Source organism: Micromonospora sp. DT233, from assembly GCF_049841815.1.
Taxonomy (GTDB): domain Bacteria; phylum Actinomycetota; class Actinomycetes; order Mycobacteriales; family Micromonosporaceae; genus Micromonospora.
Window position 1 is genome coordinate 498,526 of sequence record NZ_JBNCLB010000004.1, and the last position, 20,896, is coordinate 519,421.

Genomic DNA, 20,896 nt, shown 5'->3' on the forward strand with positions numbered 1-20,896 from the left:
TTGCGAGGTTCGTGCCGCAATGGACGCAGTGGCGGGGAAGTGCCTGGCCGGGGGCGGTGAATTGGCTGACAATCACTCGCCAGGGTGGCCGAATCACGGCTTTCGCGGCAATCCTTGCCCCCATGCCGCAACTCCGGCCGCCCCTGTCGCGGCTGCTCACCGTGCTGCTCGCCGGACTGCTCGCCGGACTCGTCCTGGCGGTGGCGGCGCTGCCGGCCAACCTGCTGCTCGGCCACGTCGCGAAGTCGGCCGCCGGGTCCCTCGCCGCGCTGCCGGAGGCGCTGCGCACGCCGGTCACCCCGCAGCGGTCCTACCTCTACGCCAACGACGGCACCACGCTGATCACCACGTTCTACGACGTCAACCGCACCGACGTGCCGCTGGCCGAGATCGCCCCGGTGCTGCGCGCGGCCATCGTGGCGGCCGAGGACCGGCGGTTCTACTCGCACGGCGGCACCGACCTGCGCGGCATCGCCCGCGCCCTGGTCGCCAACGTCACCGGCGGCGGCACCACCCAGGGCGGCTCCACGCTGACCATGCAGTACGTCCGCAACGTGCTCAAGACCGACCCGGGCCGCAGCGCCGAGGAGCGGCAGGCGGCCACCGAGCAGACCGTCGGGCGCAAGCTCCAGGAGATCCGGTACGCCCTGGCGCTGGAGCAGCAGCTCAGCAAGGACGAGATCCTCAACCGCTACCTCAACATCGCCTACTTCGGCTCCGGCGCGTACGGCATCGCGGCGGCCAGCCAGCGCTACTTCGCCAAGGCCCCGGCCGAGCTGACCCTGCCCGAGGCGGCCCTGCTCGCCGGCCTGGTCCAGTCGCCGGAGGCGTACAGCCCGATCGACGGCGACGCCGACGCGGCCCTGGCCCGGCGCGGGTACGTCCTGGACGCGATGGCCGCCACCGGTGCGATCACCGCCGGGCAGGCCGAGGCGGCGAAGGCGGCGAAGCTGGCGCTGCGCCCCACCGCGCAGCCCAACGGCTGCACCGCGACGCCCGCCGGCCACGCCGACTGGGGCTTCTTCTGCGACTACCTGCGGCAGTGGTGGCTGACCCAGCCCGCGTTCGGCGAGACCGTCGCCGAACGCGAGCAGGCGCTGCGCCGGGGCGGCTACACCGTGGTCACCTCGCTGGACCCGAAGCTCCAGGCCACCGCGCAGCAGCAGGCCACCGCCGTCTACGGGTACGACAACAAGCGCGCCCTGCCGATCGCGGCGGTGCAGCCCGGCACCGGCCGGGTCCTGGCGATGGCGGTCAACCGGCACTACAGCCTCGACGCCAACCCCGCCGGCCAGCCCAACCACCCCAACACCGTCAACCCGCTGATCTCCGGCGGCGGCGGCGTCGACGGCTACCAGGCCGGCTCGACGTTCAAGCTCTTCACCATGCTCGCCGCCCTGGAGAGCGGCAAGCAGCTCGCCACCGGCTTCGACGCGCCCAGCCGGCTGCCCACCCGGTACGCCGCCGAGGGCGAGGCGAGCTGCGCCGACGTCTGGTGCCCGGCGAACGCCAACCCCGAGTGGATGGACGGTTACCGCACCATGTGGGACGGCTTCGGCCGCTCCGTCAACACGTACTTCGTCTGGCTGGCCGAGCAGGTCGGCCCGGCGAAGGTGGTGGAGATGGCCCAGCGCCTCGGCATCACCTTCCGGGCCGACGCCGACGCCGCCTTCGCGGCGCACGACGCCGCCGACTGGGGGGCGTTCACCCTGGGCGTCTCCGCCACCACCCCGCTGGACCTGGCGGGCGCGTACGCGACGGTGGCCGCCGAGGGGACGTACTGCGCGCCGCTGCCGGTGGTCTCGGTGACCGCCGCCGACGGCGACCCCGTGCCGGTCGGCGAGCCGTCCTGCCGGAAGGTGCTCGACACCGACGTGGCCCGCGCCGCCACCGACGCCGCCCGCTGCCCCGTCGGCCAGCAGAGCGCCTTCGGCCACTGCGACGGCGGCACCGCCACCGCCGTGGACCGGATCGTCGGCCGGCCCGTCGCCGGCAAGACCGGCAGCTCGGAGCGGAACTCGACGGAGACGTTCGTCGGCTTCACCCCGCAGATCGCCGTCGCCGGCATCGCGGCGAACCCCGACGACCCGGGTGACTCGGTCGGCTCGGCCGTGCAGGCGAAGGTGATCGCCGCGGTGGCCCGGACGATCCGCGCGGGCGTCGCCGGCGAGCCGGTGCGGGCGTTCACCCCGCCCAGCCGGGAACTGGCCGGCGAGGTGCGCCGCCCGGCCCCGCCGCAGCCCAGCCCCACCGAGCGACCCCGGTCGCCGGAGCGGACCGTGCCGCCGCAGCCGGAGCGGACCCTCCCACCGGAGGTCTCCCGCCGGCTGGACCGCGCCCGAGGCTGAGCGGGCCGACCCCGGCGAGCCGTCCGGTCGGCGGGGGCGGGCGTACTCCCCGGCGATTCGGGACATCCGCCCGATCCGGCGGGACGCGGCCGGCGCGACGATGAGTGCACGTCACGTCGCCCGAGGAGCCCCGATGACCCTTGCTGCCGGCACCGATCGCCGGATCCTGCTGATCGCCGCCAACGACACCTTCTGCCACGTCTACACCAACCCCGCCGAGCTGCTCACCGTCGGCCCCGACGGCGAGAAGCTCGGCGGCGGCGTCGAGTTCTTCGACGTCACCGGCCACCGGCTGCACCCCGTCTTCACCGCAGACTGGCGGCTGGAGGGCCTGCAGACCGGCACCGACCCGGCGGACCCGGCGGCGGTGCGGCAGCGGCTCAAGGCGGTCGTCAACCACCTGGCGCAGTACGTCACCGCCCATCCCGAGGTGCTCACCCGGTTCCGGATCTCCCTCGACCAGGCCCTCGCCCAACTGCCCGACCTCGACGGCCCGGACCTCGCCCACGACTTCGACGTCCTGCCGGACCACCTGGAACACGACAGCGGCAACTGGCTGCACAACGCCATGCACGCGGCCGGCTGGGCGTGAGCCACGCCGACCCCGCCGACCCGGTGCCCGGCCCGCAGCCCGCCGAGCCCACGGCCGGTCCGCCGCCCGCCGACCCCACGGCCGGTCCGCCGCCCGCCACCCGGCGGGTGCTGGCCGTCGCGGGGCTGGGCGTCGCCGTGCTCGTCCTGATCGGGCAGTGGCGGCTGCACGACGCGGCGACGGTCGGCCTGGTGGCGCTGACCGGCGCGATGGCGGTCGCCTTCACCGCCCTCGGCGGGCTGGTCCTCGCCGGGGTGCCCGGCCACCGCGTCGGCCGGCTGATGGTGGCCGCCGGCCTCACCTCGGCCGTGGCGGTGCTGGCGTTGAGCTGGCCGCACCTGGCCGCGGTGGCCTGGCTGAGCCAGTGGCTCTGGTGGCCGCCGTACGGGCTGATCTTCCTGGCCCTGCTGGTCTTCCCCGACGGGCGGCTGCCCGGCCGGCGCTGGCGGCCGTTCGCCGCCGGGCTCGTCGGCGTCACCGCGCTGGCGGCCGTCGCCTTGGCCGTCGCCGCCGCCGTCGACCCCACCGGGCTGCTCACCTCCGCCGAGCCGGCCGCGACCCCGACGGCGCGGCTGCTGGTCCGGGTCGCCCTGCTGGCCATCGCCGTCGAGGTGCTGCTGGTGGTCGCCGTGCTGGTGTCCCTGGTCGGGCGCTGGCGGCGGGCCACCGGGGAGGCCCGCCAGCAGCTCGCCTGCCTGCTGGCGGCCGGCGCGCTCTTCCTGCTGGGCTTCCTGCTGGACTGGCTCAACCTCGCCGGCGCCTGGATGCTGATGGTGGTCGCCGTGCCCGGTGCGCTGACCCTGGCGGTGCTCCGGTACCGCCTCTACGGGCTGGAACAGGTCATCAACCGGACCCTGGTCTGGCTGGTGCTGAGCCTGTTGGTGATCGTCGCCTTCGTGTCCACCGTGGCGCTGCTGCGTGACCTGGTGCTGCGCGGCGACACCTCCAACGCGTCGCTGGCGGCGACCGGCCTCATCGCGGTGACCTTCGAGCCGCTGCGGCACCGGGTGCAGCGCGGGGTCAACCGGCTGCTCTACGGCGACCGCGACGAGCCGTACGCCGTCCTCGCCCGCCTCGGTGACCTGCTGGAGCGCACGGTGGAACCGCAGGCGGTGCTGCCGCTGCTCACCGGCACGATCGCCCGCTCGCTTCAGGTGCCGTACGTGGCGGTGGAGCTCGGCGGCGACGACGCCGGCCGGCCGGGGCCGCCGCACGCCGAGCACGGCCGGGCGACCACCTCGGTCGAGCGGTTCGACATGGTGACCCACGGCGAACGGGTGGGGCGGCTGGTGGTGGCCAACCGGGCGGCCGGCGTGCGCTTCACCCCGGTCGAGCGCCGGCTGCTCAACGACGTCGCGCTGCACGCCTCGGTGGCGGCGGCGTCCGCCCGGCTGATCCGTGACCTGCGGGAGTCCCGGGAGCGGCTGGTCATGGCCCGCGAGGAGGAACGGCGACGCCTGCGCCGCGACCTGCACGACGGGCTGGGGCCGGCCTTCGCCGGCATGGCCATGCAGGTACGCGCGGCCCGCAAGCTCGCCGGCGCCGACGGGGAGCGGCTGGAACGGATCCTCGACTCCCTCGCCGAGGACCTGCGCGCCTGCACCGGGGAGGTGCGTCAACTCGTCGACCAGCTCCGCCCGCCCGCCCTGGACCGGGGGCTGGAGTCGGCGCTGCGCGCCGAGTGCCAACGCTTCGACGGGCCCACCCTGACGGTGCGGCTGCTGCTGGCGGACCCCCTGCACGGGCTGCCGGCCGCCGTGGAGGTGGCGGCGTACCGGATCGTGGCGGAGGCGCTGGCCAACGTGGCCCGGCACGCGCGGGCCGAGACGTGCGAGGTGGCGGTGCGGCGGGAAAGAGGGCTGGTGGTCGAGGTCAGCGACGACGGGGTGGGCTTCGCCGCCCCCCGGCCGGGCGGGGTGGGGCTGGACTCGATGCGGGAACGCGCCGCCGAGCTGGGCGGCGAGTGCGAGATCGTCGGCCGGGAACCCCGGGGCACCCTGATCCGGGTGCGGCTACCCTTCCACCCCGTACCCGAGGCCGCGCCCGCCCCGGCCGGGCCGACGGTGCAGAAGGCGAGGTGACGGCGGTGGCCGAGCGGGTGCGGGTGCTGATCGTGGACGACCATCCGGTGGTCCGGCGGGGTCTGCGGATGATGCTCGAGGGGGAGAGCTGGGTCGAGGGCATCATCGAGGCGGCCACCTGCGCCGAGGCGATCACCGTCGCGGTCACCGAGCAGCCGGGGGTGATCGCGATGGACGTGGCGCTCCCCGACGGCGACGGGGTGGAGGCGACCCGGCAGATCCTGCGGTCCCGGCCGGAGACCCGGGTGCTCATGCTGACCATGGCCGACGACGAGGACGTGGTGAACCGCTCGCTGCGCGCCGGCGCCCGGGGCTACGTGCTGAAGGACACCGACCCGGACGTGGTCGTCGACGCGCTGCGCACGGTGGCCGGCGGCGGGCTCGTCCTCGGCCCCCGGGTCGGCCCGCAGGTGCTCACCACCCTGCAACGCCAGCCCGTCGAGCTGCCGCCGCCGTTCGACCGGCTCACCCCGCGCGAGCGGGACATCCTGCGGCACCTGGCCACCGGCGAGACCAACGCCCGGATCGCCCGCCGCTTCGGGCTCAGCGAGAAGACGGTACGCAACCAGCTCTCCGCGGTCTTCGCCAAGCTCGGGGTGAGCGACCGGGTGCAGGCCGCCCTGCTGGCCCGCGACGCCGGCCTCACCGCCTGAACGAACCCCCGCCGTCGGCCGGGCCCGCGCGCCGAACCCCCGCAGCCAGCAGCGGCGCGACCGCCTCGTCCAGCGCGGCGGACACCTCGTCGGGGTCGCCGTCGCCGGGCAGCACGACGAACCCGGGGAACTCCGGCAGCGCCCGGTAGGCGGCGTCCAGGGCGCGCAGGTGGGCCAGCTCCTCGGTGTCGATCCCCCGGGCGAGGACCCGCCGCTGCGCCACCTCGGGCGCGACGGCCAGGAAGCAGACCAGCGTCGGCGCGGGAAAGATCCGGTACGCCGCGCGCGTGGCCCGCCCGCTCCGGTCGCCCCGGGCCCGCATGATCACGTACTGGCAGTACGTCCAGCGGTCCAGCACCGCCGCCCGCCCGGTCGCCCACGCCCAGAGCACCGTGCGGGTCATCGCGGCCGCGCGCACCGTCGCCTCGACGACCGGGTAGAGGGTACGACCGAACAGCGCCGTCCCGTCCGGCCGTCCGAGCGCCAGGGCCAACTTGTTCCACAGCGGCCGACCGCCGGCGTTCTCGAAGTACGTGGCCGGGACACCCCGCGCGGTCAGCCGTCGTGCCAGCGCCCGAGCCTGGGTGGTCTTGCCGGACCCGTCGACGCCGACGAGCGCGATCAGCAGGGGAGGCCGCACGCCCACACCCTACTTCTCGCGCGGCCGGTCGGCTCGGGCAGAATCGCCGGGTGCCCGTCCACCAGATCACCGACCCCGACGACGACCGGATCGCCGACTACCGCGCCCTGACCGACGTGGAACTGCGTACCCGGTGGGAGCCGCCGCACGGCCTCTTCATCGCCGAGGGCGAGCTGGTGCTGCGCCGGGCGCTGCGGGCCGGCTACCCGGCCCGGTCGTTCCTGGTCGACGCCAAGCGGGCCGACCAGCTCGCCGACCTCGACACCGGCGACGCCCCCGTCTACGCGGCCACCCCCGACGTGCTGGAACGGGCCACCGGCTTCCACGTGCACCGGGGGGTCCTCGCCTCGTTCCACCGCAAGCCGCTGCCGACCGCCGCCGAGGTGCTCGCCGACGCCCGGCGGGTGGTGATCCTGGAGGACGTCAACAACCACACCAACCTCGGGGCGATCTTCCGGGCCGTGGCCGCGCTCGGGGTCGACGCCGTGCTGCTCTCGCCGTCCTGCGCCGACCCGCTGTACCGGCGCAGCGTCCGGGTCAGCATGGGGGAGGTCTTCGCCGTCCCGTACGCCCGGTTGGCGCCCTGGCCGGACGCGCTCGCCGAGGTCCGGCAGGCCGGGTTCGCGGTGCTGGCGCTGACCCCGGCCCCCGACGCGGTGCCCATCCAGCGCCTCGACGCCGCCGCGCGGGCCCGCTCGGCGCTGCTGCTCGGCGCGGAGGGGGCCGGGCTGACCCGCGCGGCGATGGCCGCCAGCGACGTACGGGTGGTGATCCCGATGCGGCGCGGCGTGGACTCGCTCAACGTGGCCGCCGCCACCGCCGTCGCCTGCTGGGAACTGGGCCGCGACGACCCGGCCTGAGCCGGGTGGGCCGCGACGACCCGGCCTGAGCCACGGTCAGGCGTCCGGGCCGCCGGTGAGGACGACGAGTTGCCCGGTCGCGCGGGTCATCGCGACGTAGCGGTCCACCGCGCCCTGGATGCCCGTGCCGAAGCGCTCCGGGTCGACGAGGACGACCAGGTCGAACTCCAGCCCCTTCGCCAGCTCCGGGGTCAGCGACCGGACCCGCGCCGTAGCCCGGAACGTGGGGTCGCCGATGACGCAGGCCGTCCCCTCGGCGTGCGCGGCGAGCCAGCCGTCGAGGATCGACCCCAGCTCCGCCGCCGATCCGTGCCGGACGGGTACCCCGCCGCGGCGGATCGAGGTCGGCACGTTGGCGTCGGGGAGCGCCGCCCGGATCACCGGCTCGGCCTCGGCCATGACCTCCTCCGGGGTGCGGTAGTTGATGCTCAGCGACGCCAGCTCGATCCGGTCGAGCCCGACGCGCTCCAGCCGCTCCCGCCACGACTCGGTGAACCCGTGCCGGGCCTGGGCGCGGTCCCCGACGATCGTGAAGCTCCGCGACGGGCAGCGCAGCAGCAGCATCTGCCACTGCGCGTCGGTCAGCTCCTGCGCCTCGTCCACCACGACGTGCGCGAACGGGCCGGCCAGCAGGTCCGGGCCGGCGTCGGGCAGCACCGACTGGTCGACCAGCACGTCGCGCAGGTCCTGCTGGCGCAGCATCGTCAGCAGCCCCTCGCCGTCGTCGTAGGCGTTGGCCTCGATCAGCTCGTCGAGGACCGTGGCCATCCGCGCCCGCTCGGTGACCGCGACGGCCTCCTGCCGACGCCGCCGCCCCGCCGCCTCCGGATCGCCGAGGCGCTGCCGGGCCGCGTCGAGGAACGGCAGGTCGGAGACCGTCCACGCCTGGGCGTCGGCGCGCTGTAGCCGGCGCACCTCGTCCCGGCTCAGCCAGGGCGCGCACCGGCGCAGGTAGGCGGGGACCGACCAGAGGTCGCCCACCAGGTCGGCCGCCTCCAGCAGCGGCCACGCCCGGTTGAAGGCCGTACGCAGCTCCCGGTTGCGCAGCAGCGACCGGCGCACCGAGTCCTCCGGCTCGTCGCCGTCGTACTTCTCCAGCAGGATGGTGAGCAGTTCCGCCCAGACCTGGTCGCGCGCCTCGTTGTGTGGGGTGCCCGGCTCCGCCGCCGCGAACGCCTCGGCCCAGTCGTCGACGCCCACCCGGATGTCGGCCTCGTCGGTGGCGACCGTCAGCGCCGTGGCCGGCGGCTCCTCGTAGAAGCGGACGGCCGCCTCGACCGCCTGCACCAGGCGCGCGGCGGACTTCAGCCGGGCCACCTCCGGGTCGGCCTCGGCACCCGCCGCCGCCCCCTCGGCGACGAGGTCCCGCAGGGTGCACGTCTGCACCTCGTCCTCGCCGAGGCTGGGCAGCACGTCGGCGACGTACGCCAGGTAGGGCTGGTGCGGGCCGACGAAGAGCACCCCGCCCCGGCGCTGGTCCAGGCGCGGGTCGGAGTAGAGCAGGTAGGCGGTGCGGTGCAGGGCGACGACGGTCTTGCCCGTGCCCGGACCGCCGTCGACGACGAGCGCGCCGCGCGACCCCGCCCGGATGATGGCGTCCTGGTCGGCCTGGATCGTGCCGAGCACGTCGCGCATCCGCCCCGAACGGCTGCCGCCCAGGCTGGCGACGAAGGCGGACTGGTCGTCGAGCGCGGCATGCCCCTCGAAGCCGTCGGCGGCGAAGACCTCGTCCCAATAGTCGCTGATCCGGCCCAACGTCCAGCGGTACCTGCGGCGGCTGGCCAGCCCCATCGGGTTGGCGTGGGTCGCACCGAAGAACGGCTCGGCGGCGGGGGAGCGCCAGTCGAGCAACAGCCGGCGACCCGCGCTGTCGGCGAGGCCGCGTCGCCCGACGTAGACGGGCTCGGGGTCGTCCGCGCCGACCATCCGCCCGATGCAGAGATCCACCCCGAAGCGGCTCAGCGCGCGCAGGCGAGCGCTCAGCCGGCGTACCTCCTCGTCGCGGTCCACCGCCTGCCGGCCCTTGCCGCCGGGCGCCCGGCGCGCGGCGTCGAGGCGGTCGGTCAGGTCGGCGCCGGCCTGCGCGAGGCTCGCCGCGATGGCCGCGAAGTGCTCCTCGTCGCGGGCGATCAGCGCCGGGTCGGCCTTGGGGGCGAGCCGTTCGGGCAGGTCGAAGACGCCGGTGGTCGGGGCGGTCACGGCCGCGGCTCCGCCCACAGATCGCGTACGACCAGCGGCCCGTTGCCGTCCTCGGGGCGGGTGCCGGGCGGCCGACCGGTGCGCCGTCGTCGGCGGCCCGTTTCGCGTACGTCTCGTCCGGCGCGGCGCGCGCGCACGGGAAGCGATTCGACGTCCCCGGGCGAGTCGTATGCCGACAAGAGATCTCGCATTTGCACGGCTCCCGTTTTCGCAGTTCCTGGCCTCGGCCAGCGATTCTGCGGCACGACCGGGGCCTTGCCGCAAGACCCCGGGTGCGATATACGTTAGAAAGGGCAGGAGCTTGTTCTCCCCTTTTGGGCCGCCGACTCGCGCCGATGCCCGCCCACTCGCGCCATGCCCGCCCGCCCGTCGCGCCCCTGGCGGGAATCGCTACGCGGGGCGGGCCCCCCGGACGAACTGCTCCACCGCGCTCTCCACGAGGCCGTCGAGCAGGTCGCCCCGGACGATGTCGCCATTTATCAGGGTGGCGATGCCCTGCATGGTGGCGAAGAGGATGATTCCCACCCGTTCGGGGTCCCCGGCGGTGAGCGCCCCCGCCGCCTGCCCCTCGAGGATCAGCTGGTGCAGGAACTCGAACGTCGGGCGGGCCGCCGCCATCAGGTGGTCGGCGCCGGGGCGGTGCTTGCCGCTGAACATCAGCTCGAGCAGCGCCGCGTCCTCGGTGGCGAAGCGGAGGTACGCCGCCACGGTGGCCCGCAGGCGCGGCAGGAAGGCGTCGCCCGCGTCGTCGTACGCCGCCCGCAGTTCCGCGTCGAGGCGAGCGAAGCCGGCCTCGGCCAGGGCGTCGAGCAGCGCCTGCCGGTCCGGGAAGTGGCGGCGCGGCGCGGCGTGGCTGACGCCGAGCTGGCGGGCCAGCTCGCGCAGGGAGAGCTGGTCGGCGCCCTGCTCGCGCAGGCTGCGCTCGGCGGCGGCGAGCAGGGCCGCACGGAGCTGTCCGTGGTGGTAGGGCACGGTCCGGATCGTAACGGGCGGTCGGCGTTGACCACATTGTTTGCGGCGGCTACATTGTTGCCCATGCCTACATTCACGTTCGCCGACGTGCCGGACCTCACCGGGCGTACCGTCGTCGTCACCGGTGCCAACAGCGGCCTCGGCCGCGTCACCGCCCGCACGGTCGCCGCCCGGGGCGCGCGGACCGTGCTGGCCGTCCGCGACCTCGACCGGGGCCGCGCGGCCGCCGCCACGATGACCGGCGACACCCAGGTCCGCCGGCTCGACCTCGCCGACCTCTCCTCGGTCCGCGAGTTCGCCGCCGCCCTGGACGAGCCGGTGGACCTGCTGATCAACAACGCGGGCGTGATGATGACGCCGCCCGGCCGCACCGTCGACGGCTTCGAGCTGCAGTTCGGCACCAACCACCTGGGCCACTTCGCGCTGACCAACCTGCTGCTGCCCCGGATCCGGGGACGCGTGGTCACCGTCTCGTCCTCGGCCCACCGGATCGGCTCGATCGACTTCGACGACCTCAACTGGGAGCGCCGCCGCCACCGGAGGATGCCGGCCTACGCGCAGTCCAAGCTCGCCAACCTGCTCTTCACCGCCGAGCTGCAACGCCGGCTCACCGAGGTCGGCTCGCCGGTGCTGGCGACCGCCGCGCACCCGGGGATGGCCGCCACGAACATTCTGCGGCCGCAGGACCGCCGGTCGGTGGCCGCGGCGATCCCGCGCCGCTTCGTGACCCTGCTCGCGCAGAGCGACGAGGACGGCGCACTCCCCACCCTGTACGCGGCCGTGGCCGACATCCCGGGCAACAGCTACGCCGGCCCGGGCGGATTCCTGGAGGGGCGCGGCGCGCCGAAGCTCGTCGGCCGGTCGGCGGCGGCCCGCGACGGTGCGGTGGCCCGCCGCCTGTGGACGGTCTCCGAGCAGCTCACCGGCGCGACCTTCCCGATCCGCCCCGCGGCGCCCCAGGAGCACTCCGGCTCGTAGCCGGGAACAGCGGCAACCTTGGCAGAGCCTGCCGGGCGCTGCATCGACCGGGCGCGATCGCGCGACTACACGATCGGCCATTCAGCTTTCAGGTCACGGACGGTAGCGTGTCGCCCGTGTTCCCTACCGTCCGTGAGGTTCTCGCCCTCGCTCCGGTCCGCCACGGCGCGCCCCGCCTGGTCGCCGGGAAGTCCGGCCTGGACCGTCCGGTGCGCTGGGTGCACGTGGCCGAGGTGCCGGACATCGCCACCCTGCTGCGCGGGGGCGAGCTGGTGCTCACCACCGGCATCGGCCTGCCCGGCGACGACGCCGGCCTGCGGGCCTTCATCGGCGCGCTGGCCGACGTCGGGGTCTCCGGGCTGGTGGTGGAGCTGGGCCGCCGGTACGACAGCGAGGTGCCCCGGGTGATGGCCGCCGCCGCCGAGCGGCGCGGTCTGCCGCTGGCCGAGCTGCGCCGGGCCACCCCGTTCGTGCGGGTCACCGAGGCCGTGCACGCGCTCATCGTCGACGCCCAGCTCACCGAGCTGCGGGCGACCGAGGAGATCCACCAGCGCTTCACCGACCTCTCGGTCGAGGACGCCGGCCCGGCGGAGGTAATCCGGCAGGCCGCCGAGCTGGCCGGATGCCCGCTGGTGCTGGAGAACCTGTCCCGGCAGGTGCTCGCGTACGACCCGGCGGGCGAGAGCGCGGAGCTGCTGCTGGACGGCTGGGAACAGCACTCGCGGCGGATCAACCCGGCCGGGCGGACCGCGTACGACCCGGGCAGCGGCTGGTTGGTGACCACGGTCGGGGCCCGGGGGCAGGACTGGGGGCGGCTGCTGCTGCGCTGGCCGGCGGCCGGGGAGCTGGCCGCCCCCGGCCGGGGGTCGGCGTCGGCCCACGCCGCGCCGGGCGGGCCACCGACCCGGCTGACCATCCTGATCGAGCGGGCCGCGTCCACGCTCGCGCTGGGCCGGCTGATCCGGCGCGACGCGGAGGGGCTGGAACGGCAGATCCACCGGACCCTGCTCACCGCCCTGCTGGACCACTCCCGCCCGGTGGACGAGGTGGCCCTGCGGGCTCGGGCGCTCGGCGTGGCACTGGAACGGCGGCACCTGGTCGGCGTGGTGGTGCGCTACCGGGCCGACGACGGGGGCGGGCCGGGGGAGTCGGGCCCGGTCGACCCGGAGGCCGGCCCGGCCCGGCTGCGGGACCTTGCCGAGGCGGTCGGGCAGGCCCTGCGCGAGGCGAAGCTGACCGGGCTGAGCAGCGTCGTCGACGATCAGGCCGTCGGCGTGCTGCTGGCCCTGCCCGACCCGGCGGCCGAGGAGCGGGCGTTGACCGGGTTCGCCACCGCGCTGCGCCGCGACCGGCTGGACGCCCTGCCGCCGCGCCCGCCCGCCGCCGTCCCCGCCCGGCCGAGCGCCTACGGCGGCGCCGCCGGAGCCGGTGGCCCCGGTGCGACGGCCGCGCCCGCGCTGCCCCGGGCCGTTGCGCCCGGTGCGGTGATCGTCGCGGCCGGCTGCGGGGTGGGCACCCTGCGGGAGGCCCGCCGCTCGCTGATCGAGGCGCGGCAGGTCGCCGAGGCGGCCCGCCGGGACCGCCGGGACCTGCCGATCTTCCGGCTGCCGCACGTCGGGCTGGCCGGCCTGCTGCACCTGCTGCGCGACGAGCCACGGTTGCAGACGTTCGTCGAGCGCGAGCTGGGCGCACTGCTGTCGTACGAGGCCCGGCACCCCCGCGACCAGCTGCTCGGCACCCTGCGGGCGTACCTGGAGCAGGGCCGCAACAAGTCGGCGGGGGCCGCTGCGGCGCACCTGTCCCGGCCCGCCTTCTACGAGCGGCTGGCCCGCATCGCCCGCATCCTCGACGCCGACCTCGACTCGGTGGAGGCGTGCCTCTCCCTGCACGTGGCCCTGCTGGCGCTGGACGCCGTGCGGACCCCCTGACCGGCGCCCGGCTCAGCCCAGCGCGGCCAGCGCCTTGGCGTACGGGGCGGGGACGTGGTGGGGGCCGCCCGGGGTGAAGACGTCCGAGGACGCCGCCGCCGACCAGGCGCTCTGCGGGACCGCGTCGACCAGGGCGCGCACCACCGGGGCGTCGCGCCACTGCTCCTGCTCGGCCAGCAGGCTGAGCGCCACCACCGACTCCTCGACCTCGCCGACGCACTCGAACGGCTTGTGCCCGTCCACGCCGAGCAGCTCCCGGTAGCCGGGGATCTGCGACTCGTCGGCCAGCAGGTCGCCGCCGAAGATGTGGGTGACCCGCTCGCGGGGCATGAACGGGGCCATGGCCAGGAAGACGAAGCGGCACTTGGGGCAGTCCCGGCACCACCGGGCGCTGGCGTCGCGCAGCTTGAACGCGGCGTTGCAGCTGGTCACCACGTCGTCGTAGCGGTCGAAGGCGGCGAAGAGCCGGGCGATGTGCAGCTCCGACAGCGAGCGCAGCAACGAGAAGTACGGCTCGGTCAGCCCCGCGTGCTCGGCCAGCGCCGCCCGCAGCAGCCCCTCCGCCTCCACCCCCTTGGACCACTGGTGGTTGATCTCGTGGCCGTTCCAGAGCAGGTTCGGGTCGGACGCGGAGCGCTCGTTGGACATCACCACCGGGCCGAGCCCGTTGAGCACCGCCGTGGCGACCGCGATCAGCGAGTTGATCGCGGTGACCGGGATGTGGCCGTTGCGCGCCCCTGCGGCGTTGAGGTCGAACAGCACCGGGTCGATCCGCCGCCGGGCGGCCAGCGGGGCCAGCCCGGAGGCCTCGTTGACCGAGACGATGACGTGGTTCGGGTTCACCGAGAAGGGCACCGGGTCGAGGCCGGCGCGGCGCAGCGCCTCCAGGCTGACGATGGAGTCCTTGCCGCCGCCGACGGCCGACAGGGGCCGCAGGTGAGAGTTGTCGTACTCGCGGGCGGGGGTGACCGTGCCGGCGGGGAGCTGCGGGGTCAGCTCCAGCACGTGCGGGAGCTGGTTGCGGTAGGCGTACTCGGCGAGGCCCAAGGTGTAGACGGCGGTGACCAGCTCGGCGGCGGCCGGGCCCAGCGGCGCCGGCAGCACCAGCCGGGGCGGGGCGGCGGCCTTGTAGTAGCTGACCCCGGCGACGACGTGCAGCAGCTCCAGGACCCGGCCCAGGGTGGCGACCGTGGCGTCCGACGGCGGCTCGGCCGGCAGCGGCAGGGTGATCACCTCGGTGAAGCGCTGCTCGCCGTCGGGCCCGGTGAGGGCGTAGTCGAACAACGCCTCGCCGGTGGCGAGGTCGAACGAGTAGGACGGGAAGGTGAAGGCGTCCATCCGCCGGAGCTGATCGTTGGGCACACGCCATACTAGGCCCTGGTTCGTCCGGCCGTGTCCGGCTGTGTCGCACCGGCCCGCCGCCCGGCCCCACCCTGGAGGAGATCAGCTGTGCGCCTGTCTGACCTGCGCGGACGTTCCGTCGCCGTCTGGGGTACCGGCCGGGAGGGCCGGGCGGCGGTGACCGCCGTCGCCGCGCACGGCCCGGCCGACCTGGTCGCCGTCGACGACAGCGCCAACCACCTGGCCCTGGCCTGGGAGGGGCCGCTGGCCGAGGCGGCCCCGCTGGTCACCGGGGCGGAGGGCTTCGCCCGGTTGGCCGCCGCCGACGTGGTGGTCCGCTCGCCCGGGGTGCCGAACACCCACCCGTGGATGGTCGAGCTGCGCCGCCGGGGCGTCACCGTCACCCAGGGCAGCGCGCTGTGGATGGCCGACCACGCGGCGCGCACCGTCGGGGTGACCGGCAGCAAGGGCAAGTCGACCACGTCCAGCCTGATCAGCCACCTGCTGGCCGCCGTCGAGCGGCCCAACGTCTTCGGCGGCAACATCGGGGTGCCGCTGCTGGACCTGCCGGAGGCCGAGCTGTACGTGCTGGAACTCTCCAGCTACCAGTGCTCCGACCTGACCGTCTCGCCCCGGGTGGCGGTGGTGACCTCGCTCTTCCCCGAGCACCTGGACGCCCACGGCGGCGAGCGGGAGTACTACCGCGACAAGCTCAACCTGCTGGCGCACGGGCCGCAGACGATCGTGGTCAACGGGGCCGACCCGAGGCTCGCCGCCGAGCTGGGCGACCGGCCGGTCGTGCGCGCCGGCACCCCCGACACGACCGTGGTGGCCGCCGGCCCGGACGGCATGCCCTGGTTCCACCTCGGCGACCGGCCGCTCTTCCCCCGCGCGGTGCTGCCCCTGGTCGGGCGGCACAACGAGGGCAACCTCTGCGTCGCCCTCGCCGTGCTCGACGCCCTCGGCGTGGACGTGGTGGCCCGCCGGGACACCCTCGCCGTGGCGGTCGCCGAGTTCCAGGGGCTGGCCCACCGGCTCACCGAGATCGCCGACCCGTCCGGCCTGACCTTCGTCGACGACACCCTGGCCACCAGCCCGTACGCGGCGATGCACGCGATCGACGCGTACGAGGGGCGGCCGTTGACGGTGATCGTCGGGGGCGCGGACCGGGGGCTGGACTACACGCCGCTGCGCGCGCACCTGGCCGAGCGGGAGCTGACGGTGCTCGGGGTGCCCGACAGCGGGGAGCGGATCGTCGCGGCGCTGGACGGGCTGCCGAAGGTGCGTACCGAGGTGGTGGAGGACCTGGTCGCGGCGGTGCGCCGGGCCCGCGAGGTCACCCCGGCCGGCGGGGTGGTGCTGCTCTCGCCGGCCGCGCCGAGCTACGGCCGGTTCCGCAACTTCGAACACCGCTCCGAGGTGTACGCCGACGCGATCCGGGACACCGCCCGCTAGGCCCCCGGGGGAGATCTTGGAAGATTCTGGCCCCTGGAGGGGCCGGTCGCTTCCAAGATCTCCCGTTGCGGGTTGGCTAGGTCTGGTCGGTCAGTCGCCGGTGGCGACCGTCCTCGTCGGTGTATGGGGTGGGCGTCGTGCCGTGGTGCGGGGCGGTGCTGGTGGGGTGGCGGGTGGTGCCCAGGTGCGACGGCTGGGAGGAGGCCACCCAGTCCGCCTGCGGGGCCGACCTCGAATACGGGTTCTGCTCGGCGGTGGCGTCGTTCCCCGGCGCGGTGCCGACGACCGCGCCGGGGGCCGGGCCGGCGTCCGTGTCGGGAACCGGGCCGGCGTCCGCGTCGGTCGCGGGGTCGGTTGCCGCCTGCCGAGCGGTGCGGGGCGGCTTGACCGGGGTCCAGGCGAACGCCAGGCAGCCGCCCACCAGGGCGAGCAGCATCCCGACGACGAACCCGCCCATGTTCGAGGTCAGCCAGGAGGCCAGGGCGAGCACCAGGGAGATCAACGCGTAGAAGACCCGCTGGGCCGGCTGGGCCACCAGCAGCACCCCGCAGAGCAGCAGGATCACCGGCACCAGGTACCCGGCCAACCCCTGCGGCCCGACGTGCAGGATCACCGGCAGCGGGGCGCGCAGCGTCACGAGCATCTCCACGGCGCCGAGGACGACCAGGAGCCCGCCCCAGAAGGGGCGGCTGCGCCGCCAGGCCCGCCACCGCCCACCGGCCCGACCACTGCGCGCCGTGCCGTCCGCGTCGGCCGGGCGGGCCGTGCCGTCCGCGTCGGCCCGGCGAGCCAAGCCGTCGCCGGCCGTGCCCGCCGCGCCGATGGTCGGTGCGGTGCCGTCCACGGCGGCCGGGCGCGCCGTGCCAGCGTCGGTCATCTCAGCACCCTTCGTCGGTGAACCGCATCCGCAGGTTCGGCAGGGTGAAGACCGCCGCCGTGGTCGCGTAGTTGTTCTGCCGCAGGTTGTTGATGACCACCGTGTCCGCCTGCTGGCCGAAGACGCCGGGGTTGCCCGCGACGCCGGGGACCTTGTCCAGGGTGCTGGCGTCCTGGCCGATGTCGATGTTCTTGAACGAGGCGTTACCGGCGATCTCGTCCGAGTCCACGATCAGGGTGCGGGCCGCCACCGGCTTGCCGCCGCTGCCGGCGGTGAGCTTCATGTACATGCCGCCGAGGTTGATGCTCTGGCAGAGATTGGTCAGCTCGGCCTTGTCGATCGCCGAGACGATCACGACCACCTGGCCGCCCGTCTCGCCCGCGTTGGGGCTGTCCTCGATCATGTTGTCGAGCGTGGCGAACTGCTCGAAGCCGGTCCCGTCGAGCTTGTCGGCGGTGATCACGAAGGGCATTCCGGAGATCGCGAACTGCACGCCGAGCACGCCCTGGGCGGTCAGCGCCACCATTGCGGCGGCGCCGGCCCCGACGGCCGCGAAGCTGGCCGCGAAGCGCCGCCAGCGCACACCACTGCGGGGCGGGGTCGGCTCGGTGGATATGGTGTCGTCGGACATGATGTCTCCTCTTCGAGATCGAGTCATCCGCGACTATGCGAGCAGCGCCGCGGACCGCGGCAGGATCGGATGTTCCCGCACAGGGCGTCATGGGGCCGGTGCACCGCGAAGTTACCGCCGGGTAAAGGCCGGGTCAACTCCGAACACCAGCGAATCCGGTCGATCTGCGAATTGTTGCCTATAGTGAAAAACCGCGGCGGTTTTTGATCGCCTCGGCGCGACTCAGGGCCGGGGTGGGAGCACCGGGTCGGCCGCGCAGGGCGCGGTCACGCCGGGGGTGGCGTCGGCCTCGACGGTGTGGGCGGCCCGCCCGGCGGCGGCCGGGCCGAGGAACGGGGCCGTGATGGCGTACGTCAGGACCGGCAGGAGCTGGGGCAGCTCGGTGGCGCGGCCCTGGGCGACCCGCTGCCGCACGGTGGTGTGTATCCCGCCGACCACCGCCGTGACCAGCAGTTCCTCGTCGGCGTCGGAGAGCGGTGCGCGGCGTCGGGTCGGCGGGAAGAACCGGTGGAACTCCGCGAGCAGCAGATCGCGCTCGCGCCGCGCGGCCGGGCCGGCGGCGTCGATCTCGACCAGCGCCATCCGGGCGAAGCCGGGCACGCTGGCCAGCACCTCCAGCAGCGTCCGCAGGGCGGCCCGCGCGGCGTCGGTCCACTCCGGCCCCGCCTGCTGGTACGCCTCGTCCATGAGCCGGAGCAGCACGGCGGTGCCGTGCCGGTAGGTGGCCAGGAAGGCGTCCTCCTTGCCGGCGAAGAGGGCGTAGAAGGCGGGGCGGGTCACCCCGGCCGCGCGGCAGATGTCGGTGACCCGCGCATTGTCGTAGCCGTGGGCCGCGACCTCGTGGACGAGCCCGTCGAAGAGCCGGTCGCGCTGGGTCGCCGCGACCGCCTCGGCCGACAGCCGGCGCGGGCCGCGCTTGATCGCCCGCTCGGGATCGCGCCCGAGGCGGGCTCCCGGCAGCGGCGTCGGGTCGGACGCCAGGTGCGGAGCGATCCACATTCCCATCGACCTTCCTGAATGTTGACTTTAGGACTCTCGGGGGTTTATAACTTCAATCACGTTCAGTTCTCGCAAGATAACCCATGGTCATCTTTGCTGGATGGCCGCGCCGCGCAGCTCGAGGGAGGGCTCGATGGTCGTCATTATCGCTGACGGCGAGCGCGCCCCCAAGGCCGGAAAGAAGCAGGTGACGCGGCTACGCCGCAGTGCACCAGCCGGCCCCGGTCGCTGACCGGTCGGGGCCGTCGGAGGGCGTGTCGCGTTCGCGCCGCCGATCCGCCGGCCCGCACCTGCGAGCCACACACCGTCGCCCGGTTCGGGCGGCACCCACCCGTCGCCGGCCGTCCCGGCAGCGGGAAACCGGCCGAGGGCGTCGCCCGAGGCTGCCCGTGAGCGGTCGCCCGGCCGCGCCCGGCCCGATGCCGGACGTGGTGAACCGCCGGTCGATCGCCGTTCCACCACCATCGAAAGGATCCACCATGCCCAAGTACGGACGCGCCGCCGTCGGCCTCGCCGCCGTCGCCCTGCTCGGCTCCCTCGTCGGGGCGACTCCGGCCGCCGCCGACCCGTCGCTGGCCACCAACGTCCTCACCACCGGTAGCACCAGCGGCGCCGCCGTCGCGGTCGGGGACACGCTGCAGGCCAGCCTGCAGAGCGGCACCTCCGCCACCTTCTACTCCTCGGCCACCGGCACCAGCGGCGTGAAGTGCAGCACGTCCAGCTTCACCGCCAAGACGCTGACCAACCCGCTCCGGCCGGGGACGGCCACCGAGAGCCTGACCGGGCAGACCTTCACCAACTGCACCACGAACGTGCTCGGCACGCTCGGGGTGAACAGCGTGGTCGTCAACAACCTGCCGTACGCCGTCTCCGTCACCAGCGCCGGCGTGGCCACCCTCAGCGGGTCGATCCAGAGCACCGTCTCGCTGCGCACCCTGCTCGGCAACATCACCTGCGTCTACCGGGCCAGCAGCCTCACCGGTCGGGCGTCCAACACCAACAACTCGCTCACCTTCACCAACCAGACCCTCACCAAGTCCTCCGGGCCGGGCACCTGCTTCAGCACGGCGTACTTCAGCGCGACGTACGCCCCGGTCAAGGACACCACCCAGGGCGGTGCGGCCGTCTTCGTGAGCTGACCGCGCATCCCACGGCCGGCGTCCGACCTCCCGTCGGGCGCCGGCCCGCGTGCGCCCGTCAGCCGGCGTCGAGCACGGCGTGCAGGGCGCGCATCGAGCGCAGGGCGGAGCGGATCTCCTGCAGGTGCCGGCCGGGAGTGAGCGTCGGCTCGGGCAGCCGGGCCAGGTCCGCCACCGCCGGGTCGACGCCGACGGTCTCGATCCCACAGCGGTACGGCACGGCGAGCGTGCGCAGCGCGTCGCAGTGCTGGAACGGCACGTAGAGCGGGGCGGTCACCGTCAGCACCGCGTCGCCGGGGGAGAGGCGCACGTGCTCGGCCCAGAACCGCTGGGTGTCGGCGGTGTGGGCCCGGCGGCGGTCCGGCTCGCTGGACGGGGCGGCGAGCACCCGCACCGGGGGCAGCCCCGCCGGCCGGTAGGTCCGCCAGGACCAGCAGTGGTGCGGGTGCCCGGCGTCGGCCCCGTCGGAGTCGACCGGCTCGGCCACCCCGAACGCCAGCCGGACCGCCGCGTCGAGGGCGTCGACCTCGGTGTCGCCGCCGGCGCCCCCCGCGGCGGCCAGCGTCCGCAGCTCGGCCGGCGACAGCGGCCGGAAGCTGCCCAGCACGGCCACCTCCCCGGTCACCGCCGGGCCGGCGCGGAGCAGGTGCGCGGCGTAGGCGACCCGGCGCAGGCAGGCGTGCGCCAACCCGCCGAGGACGACCAGGTGCGCGTACGCCGGGCGGGCCGGCGCGACGGGGCGGACCAGGCCCAGCGCGGCCGAGCCGGCGAGGACCAGCCGCGCGGTCGCCGCGTCGAGGGCCGGCTCCCGGGCCTCCGGGCGTTCCCGGCCGCCCCGGAAGTCCCAGTGCCGGGCGGAGAAGTCGTCCAGCGCGGCGAGCATCGCCGCCAGGTCACCGGCCGGCCACTCGCCGCCGAAGTGCCCGACCAGCTCGCGCAGCGGGGCCGAGGTCACCCAGGAACGTATGCCGTCGACGAGCTGCGCCGGGGTGACGCCCGGCTCGCCGCTGGGCAGCGGCACGTCGGGGAGGATCCGCATCCGGCGGATCGTACCGGCGGCGCGGTCGCGGTGGCGGTGCCGGCGCGCGGGCCGGCGTGCCGCGCGGACGGCGACGGATAACGGTTCGGCGCAGAGGGTTGAAGTCCCGGCCCCGCTGTCGTAGAAATTCTTCAGAAATATTTAGATACCTGAAGACAACTGAC

17 protein-coding genes are annotated in these 20,896 nt (G+C 74.9%); 9 read left to right on the top strand and 8 right to left on the bottom strand.

Translation table 11 applies throughout. The features are described 5' to 3' along the window. Positions 1-56: 56 nt before the first annotated feature. From ACLQ2V_RS13355 to ACLQ2V_RS13370, 4 genes are all read left to right on the top strand, one after another. Positions 57-2,348, top strand: coding sequence for a transglycosylase domain-containing protein (locus ACLQ2V_RS13355; protein ID WP_425718745.1), 2,292 nt, complete (start codon positions 57-59; stop codon positions 2,346-2,348). A gap of 133 nt (positions 2,349-2,481) precedes the next feature. Further along, positions 2,482-2,940 carry a hypothetical protein gene (locus ACLQ2V_RS13360; RefSeq protein WP_425718746.1) on the top strand — a complete coding sequence of 153 codons (459 nt, stop codon included), beginning with the start codon at positions 2,482-2,484 and terminating at the stop codon, positions 2,938-2,940. Next, positions 2,937-5,021, top strand: a complete 2,085-nt coding sequence (locus ACLQ2V_RS13365; protein WP_425718747.1) for a histidine kinase — start codon at positions 2,937-2,939, stop codon at positions 5,019-5,021. The genes ACLQ2V_RS13360 and ACLQ2V_RS13365 overlap by 4 nt, the downstream gene beginning before the upstream one ends. Before the next feature lie 5 nt (positions 5,022-5,026). After that, positions 5,027-5,674, top strand: coding sequence for a response regulator (locus ACLQ2V_RS13370; RefSeq protein WP_425718748.1), 648 nt, complete (start codon positions 5,027-5,029; stop codon positions 5,672-5,674). Here ACLQ2V_RS13370 and ACLQ2V_RS13375 read toward each other — a convergent pair. Beyond that, the gene (locus tag ACLQ2V_RS13375) at positions 5,664-6,314 is read right to left on the bottom strand and encodes a dTMP kinase (protein ID WP_425718749.1); all 651 of its coding nucleotides are present in this window, start codon (positions 6,312-6,314) and stop codon (positions 5,664-5,666) included. The genes ACLQ2V_RS13370 and ACLQ2V_RS13375 overlap by 11 nt on opposite strands. 50 nt (positions 6,315-6,364) lie before the next feature. On the opposite strand from ACLQ2V_RS13375, the gene ACLQ2V_RS13380 reads away from it, so the two are divergent. Continuing rightward, entirely contained in the window at positions 6,365-7,174 is an 810-nt protein-coding gene (locus ACLQ2V_RS13380; protein ID WP_425718750.1) for a TrmH family RNA methyltransferase, read from the top strand. 36 nt (positions 7,175-7,210) lie between these two features. Here the strand turns inward: ACLQ2V_RS13380 and helR are convergent, their stop codons facing one another. Then, entirely contained in the window at positions 7,211-9,373 is a 2,163-nt protein-coding gene (helR, locus tag ACLQ2V_RS13385; RefSeq protein ID WP_425718751.1) for an RNA polymerase recycling motor ATPase HelR, read from the bottom strand. Positions 9,374-9,763: 390 nt separating this feature from the next. Next, complete coding sequence (locus ACLQ2V_RS13390) at positions 9,764-10,345, bottom strand: TetR/AcrR family transcriptional regulator (protein WP_425718752.1); 582 nt, start codon at positions 10,343-10,345, stop codon at positions 9,764-9,766. Between the two features lie 63 nt (positions 10,346-10,408). Here ACLQ2V_RS13390 and ACLQ2V_RS13395 point away from each other — a divergent pair, with 63 nt between their 5' ends. Next, a complete protein-coding gene (locus ACLQ2V_RS13395) occupies positions 10,409-11,323 on the top strand; it encodes an oxidoreductase (RefSeq protein ID WP_425718753.1) in 915 nt (304 codons plus the stop codon). 107 nt (positions 11,324-11,430) lie between these two features. Beyond that, complete coding sequence (locus ACLQ2V_RS13400; RefSeq protein ID WP_425718754.1) at positions 11,431-13,251, top strand: PucR family transcriptional regulator; 1,821 nt, start codon at positions 11,431-11,433, stop codon at positions 13,249-13,251. 12 nt (positions 13,252-13,263) lie between these two features. Here ACLQ2V_RS13400 and ACLQ2V_RS13405 read toward each other — a convergent pair whose 3' ends face one another. Next, complete coding sequence (locus ACLQ2V_RS13405; protein WP_425718755.1) at positions 13,264-14,613, bottom strand: hypothetical protein; 1,350 nt, start codon at positions 14,611-14,613, stop codon at positions 13,264-13,266. Between the two features lie 87 nt (positions 14,614-14,700). Here ACLQ2V_RS13405 and murD point away from each other — a divergent pair, with 87 nt between their 5' ends. After that, positions 14,701-16,047, top strand: coding sequence for a UDP-N-acetylmuramoyl-L-alanine--D-glutamate ligase (murD, locus tag ACLQ2V_RS13410; RefSeq protein WP_425718756.1), 1,347 nt, complete (start codon positions 14,701-14,703; stop codon positions 16,045-16,047). A gap of 76 nt (positions 16,048-16,123) precedes the next feature. Here the strand turns inward: murD and ACLQ2V_RS13415 are convergent, their stop codons facing one another. The 3 genes from ACLQ2V_RS13415 to ACLQ2V_RS13425 all read right to left on the bottom strand — a co-directional run bounded on the left by ACLQ2V_RS13415 (position 16,124) and on the right by ACLQ2V_RS13425 (position 18,560). Beyond that, complete coding sequence (locus ACLQ2V_RS13415; protein WP_425718757.1) at positions 16,124-16,924, bottom strand: DUF6114 domain-containing protein; 801 nt, start codon at positions 16,922-16,924, stop codon at positions 16,124-16,126. A 1-nt stretch (position 16,925) separates the two neighbouring features. Then, complete coding sequence (locus tag ACLQ2V_RS13420; RefSeq protein ID WP_425718758.1) at positions 16,926-17,555, bottom strand: DUF6230 family protein; 630 nt, start codon at positions 17,553-17,555, stop codon at positions 16,926-16,928. A 222-nt stretch (positions 17,556-17,777) separates the two neighbouring features. Continuing rightward, positions 17,778-18,560 carry a TetR/AcrR family transcriptional regulator gene (locus ACLQ2V_RS13425; protein ID WP_425718759.1) on the bottom strand — a complete coding sequence of 261 codons (783 nt, stop codon included), beginning with the start codon at positions 18,558-18,560 and terminating at the stop codon, positions 17,778-17,780. A gap of 473 nt (positions 18,561-19,033) precedes the next feature. Here ACLQ2V_RS13425 and ACLQ2V_RS13430 point away from each other — a divergent pair, with 473 nt between their 5' ends. Next, complete coding sequence (locus ACLQ2V_RS13430) at positions 19,034-19,693, top strand: Tat pathway signal sequence domain protein (RefSeq protein ID WP_425718760.1); 660 nt, start codon at positions 19,034-19,036, stop codon at positions 19,691-19,693. A 58-nt stretch (positions 19,694-19,751) separates the two neighbouring features. Here the strand turns inward: ACLQ2V_RS13430 and ACLQ2V_RS13435 are convergent, their stop codons facing one another. Continuing rightward, entirely contained in the window at positions 19,752-20,732 is a 981-nt protein-coding gene (locus ACLQ2V_RS13435) for a hypothetical protein (protein WP_425718761.1), read from the bottom strand. Positions 20,733-20,896 lie beyond the last annotated feature (164 nt).

What these genes read in the sequence shown, in the direction of transcription:
- ACLQ2V_RS13360 (WP_425718746.1), top strand. Translation starts at nt 2,482, where the DNA reads ATGACCCTTGCTGCCGGCACCGATCGCCGGATCCTGCTGATCGCCGCC.
- ACLQ2V_RS13395 (WP_425718753.1), top strand. Translation starts at nt 10,409, where the DNA reads ATGCCTACATTCACGTTCGCCGACGTGCCGGACCTCACCGGGCGTACC.
- ACLQ2V_RS13415 (WP_425718757.1), bottom strand. Translation starts at nt 16,924, where the DNA reads ATGACCGACGCTGGCACGGCGCGCCCGGCCGCCGTGGACGGCACCGCA.
- ACLQ2V_RS13420 (WP_425718758.1), bottom strand. Translation starts at nt 17,555, where the DNA reads ATGTCCGACGACACCATATCCACCGAGCCGACCCCGCCCCGCAGTGGT.
- ACLQ2V_RS13425 (WP_425718759.1), bottom strand. Translation starts at nt 18,560, where the DNA reads ATGGGAATGTGGATCGCTCCGCACCTGGCGTCCGACCCGACGCCGCTG.
- ACLQ2V_RS13430 (WP_425718760.1), top strand. Translation starts at nt 19,034, where the DNA reads ATGCCCAAGTACGGACGCGCCGCCGTCGGCCTCGCCGCCGTCGCCCTG.
- ACLQ2V_RS13435 (WP_425718761.1), bottom strand. Translation starts at nt 20,732, where the DNA reads ATGCGGATCCTCCCCGACGTGCCGCTGCCCAGCGGCGAGCCGGGCGTC.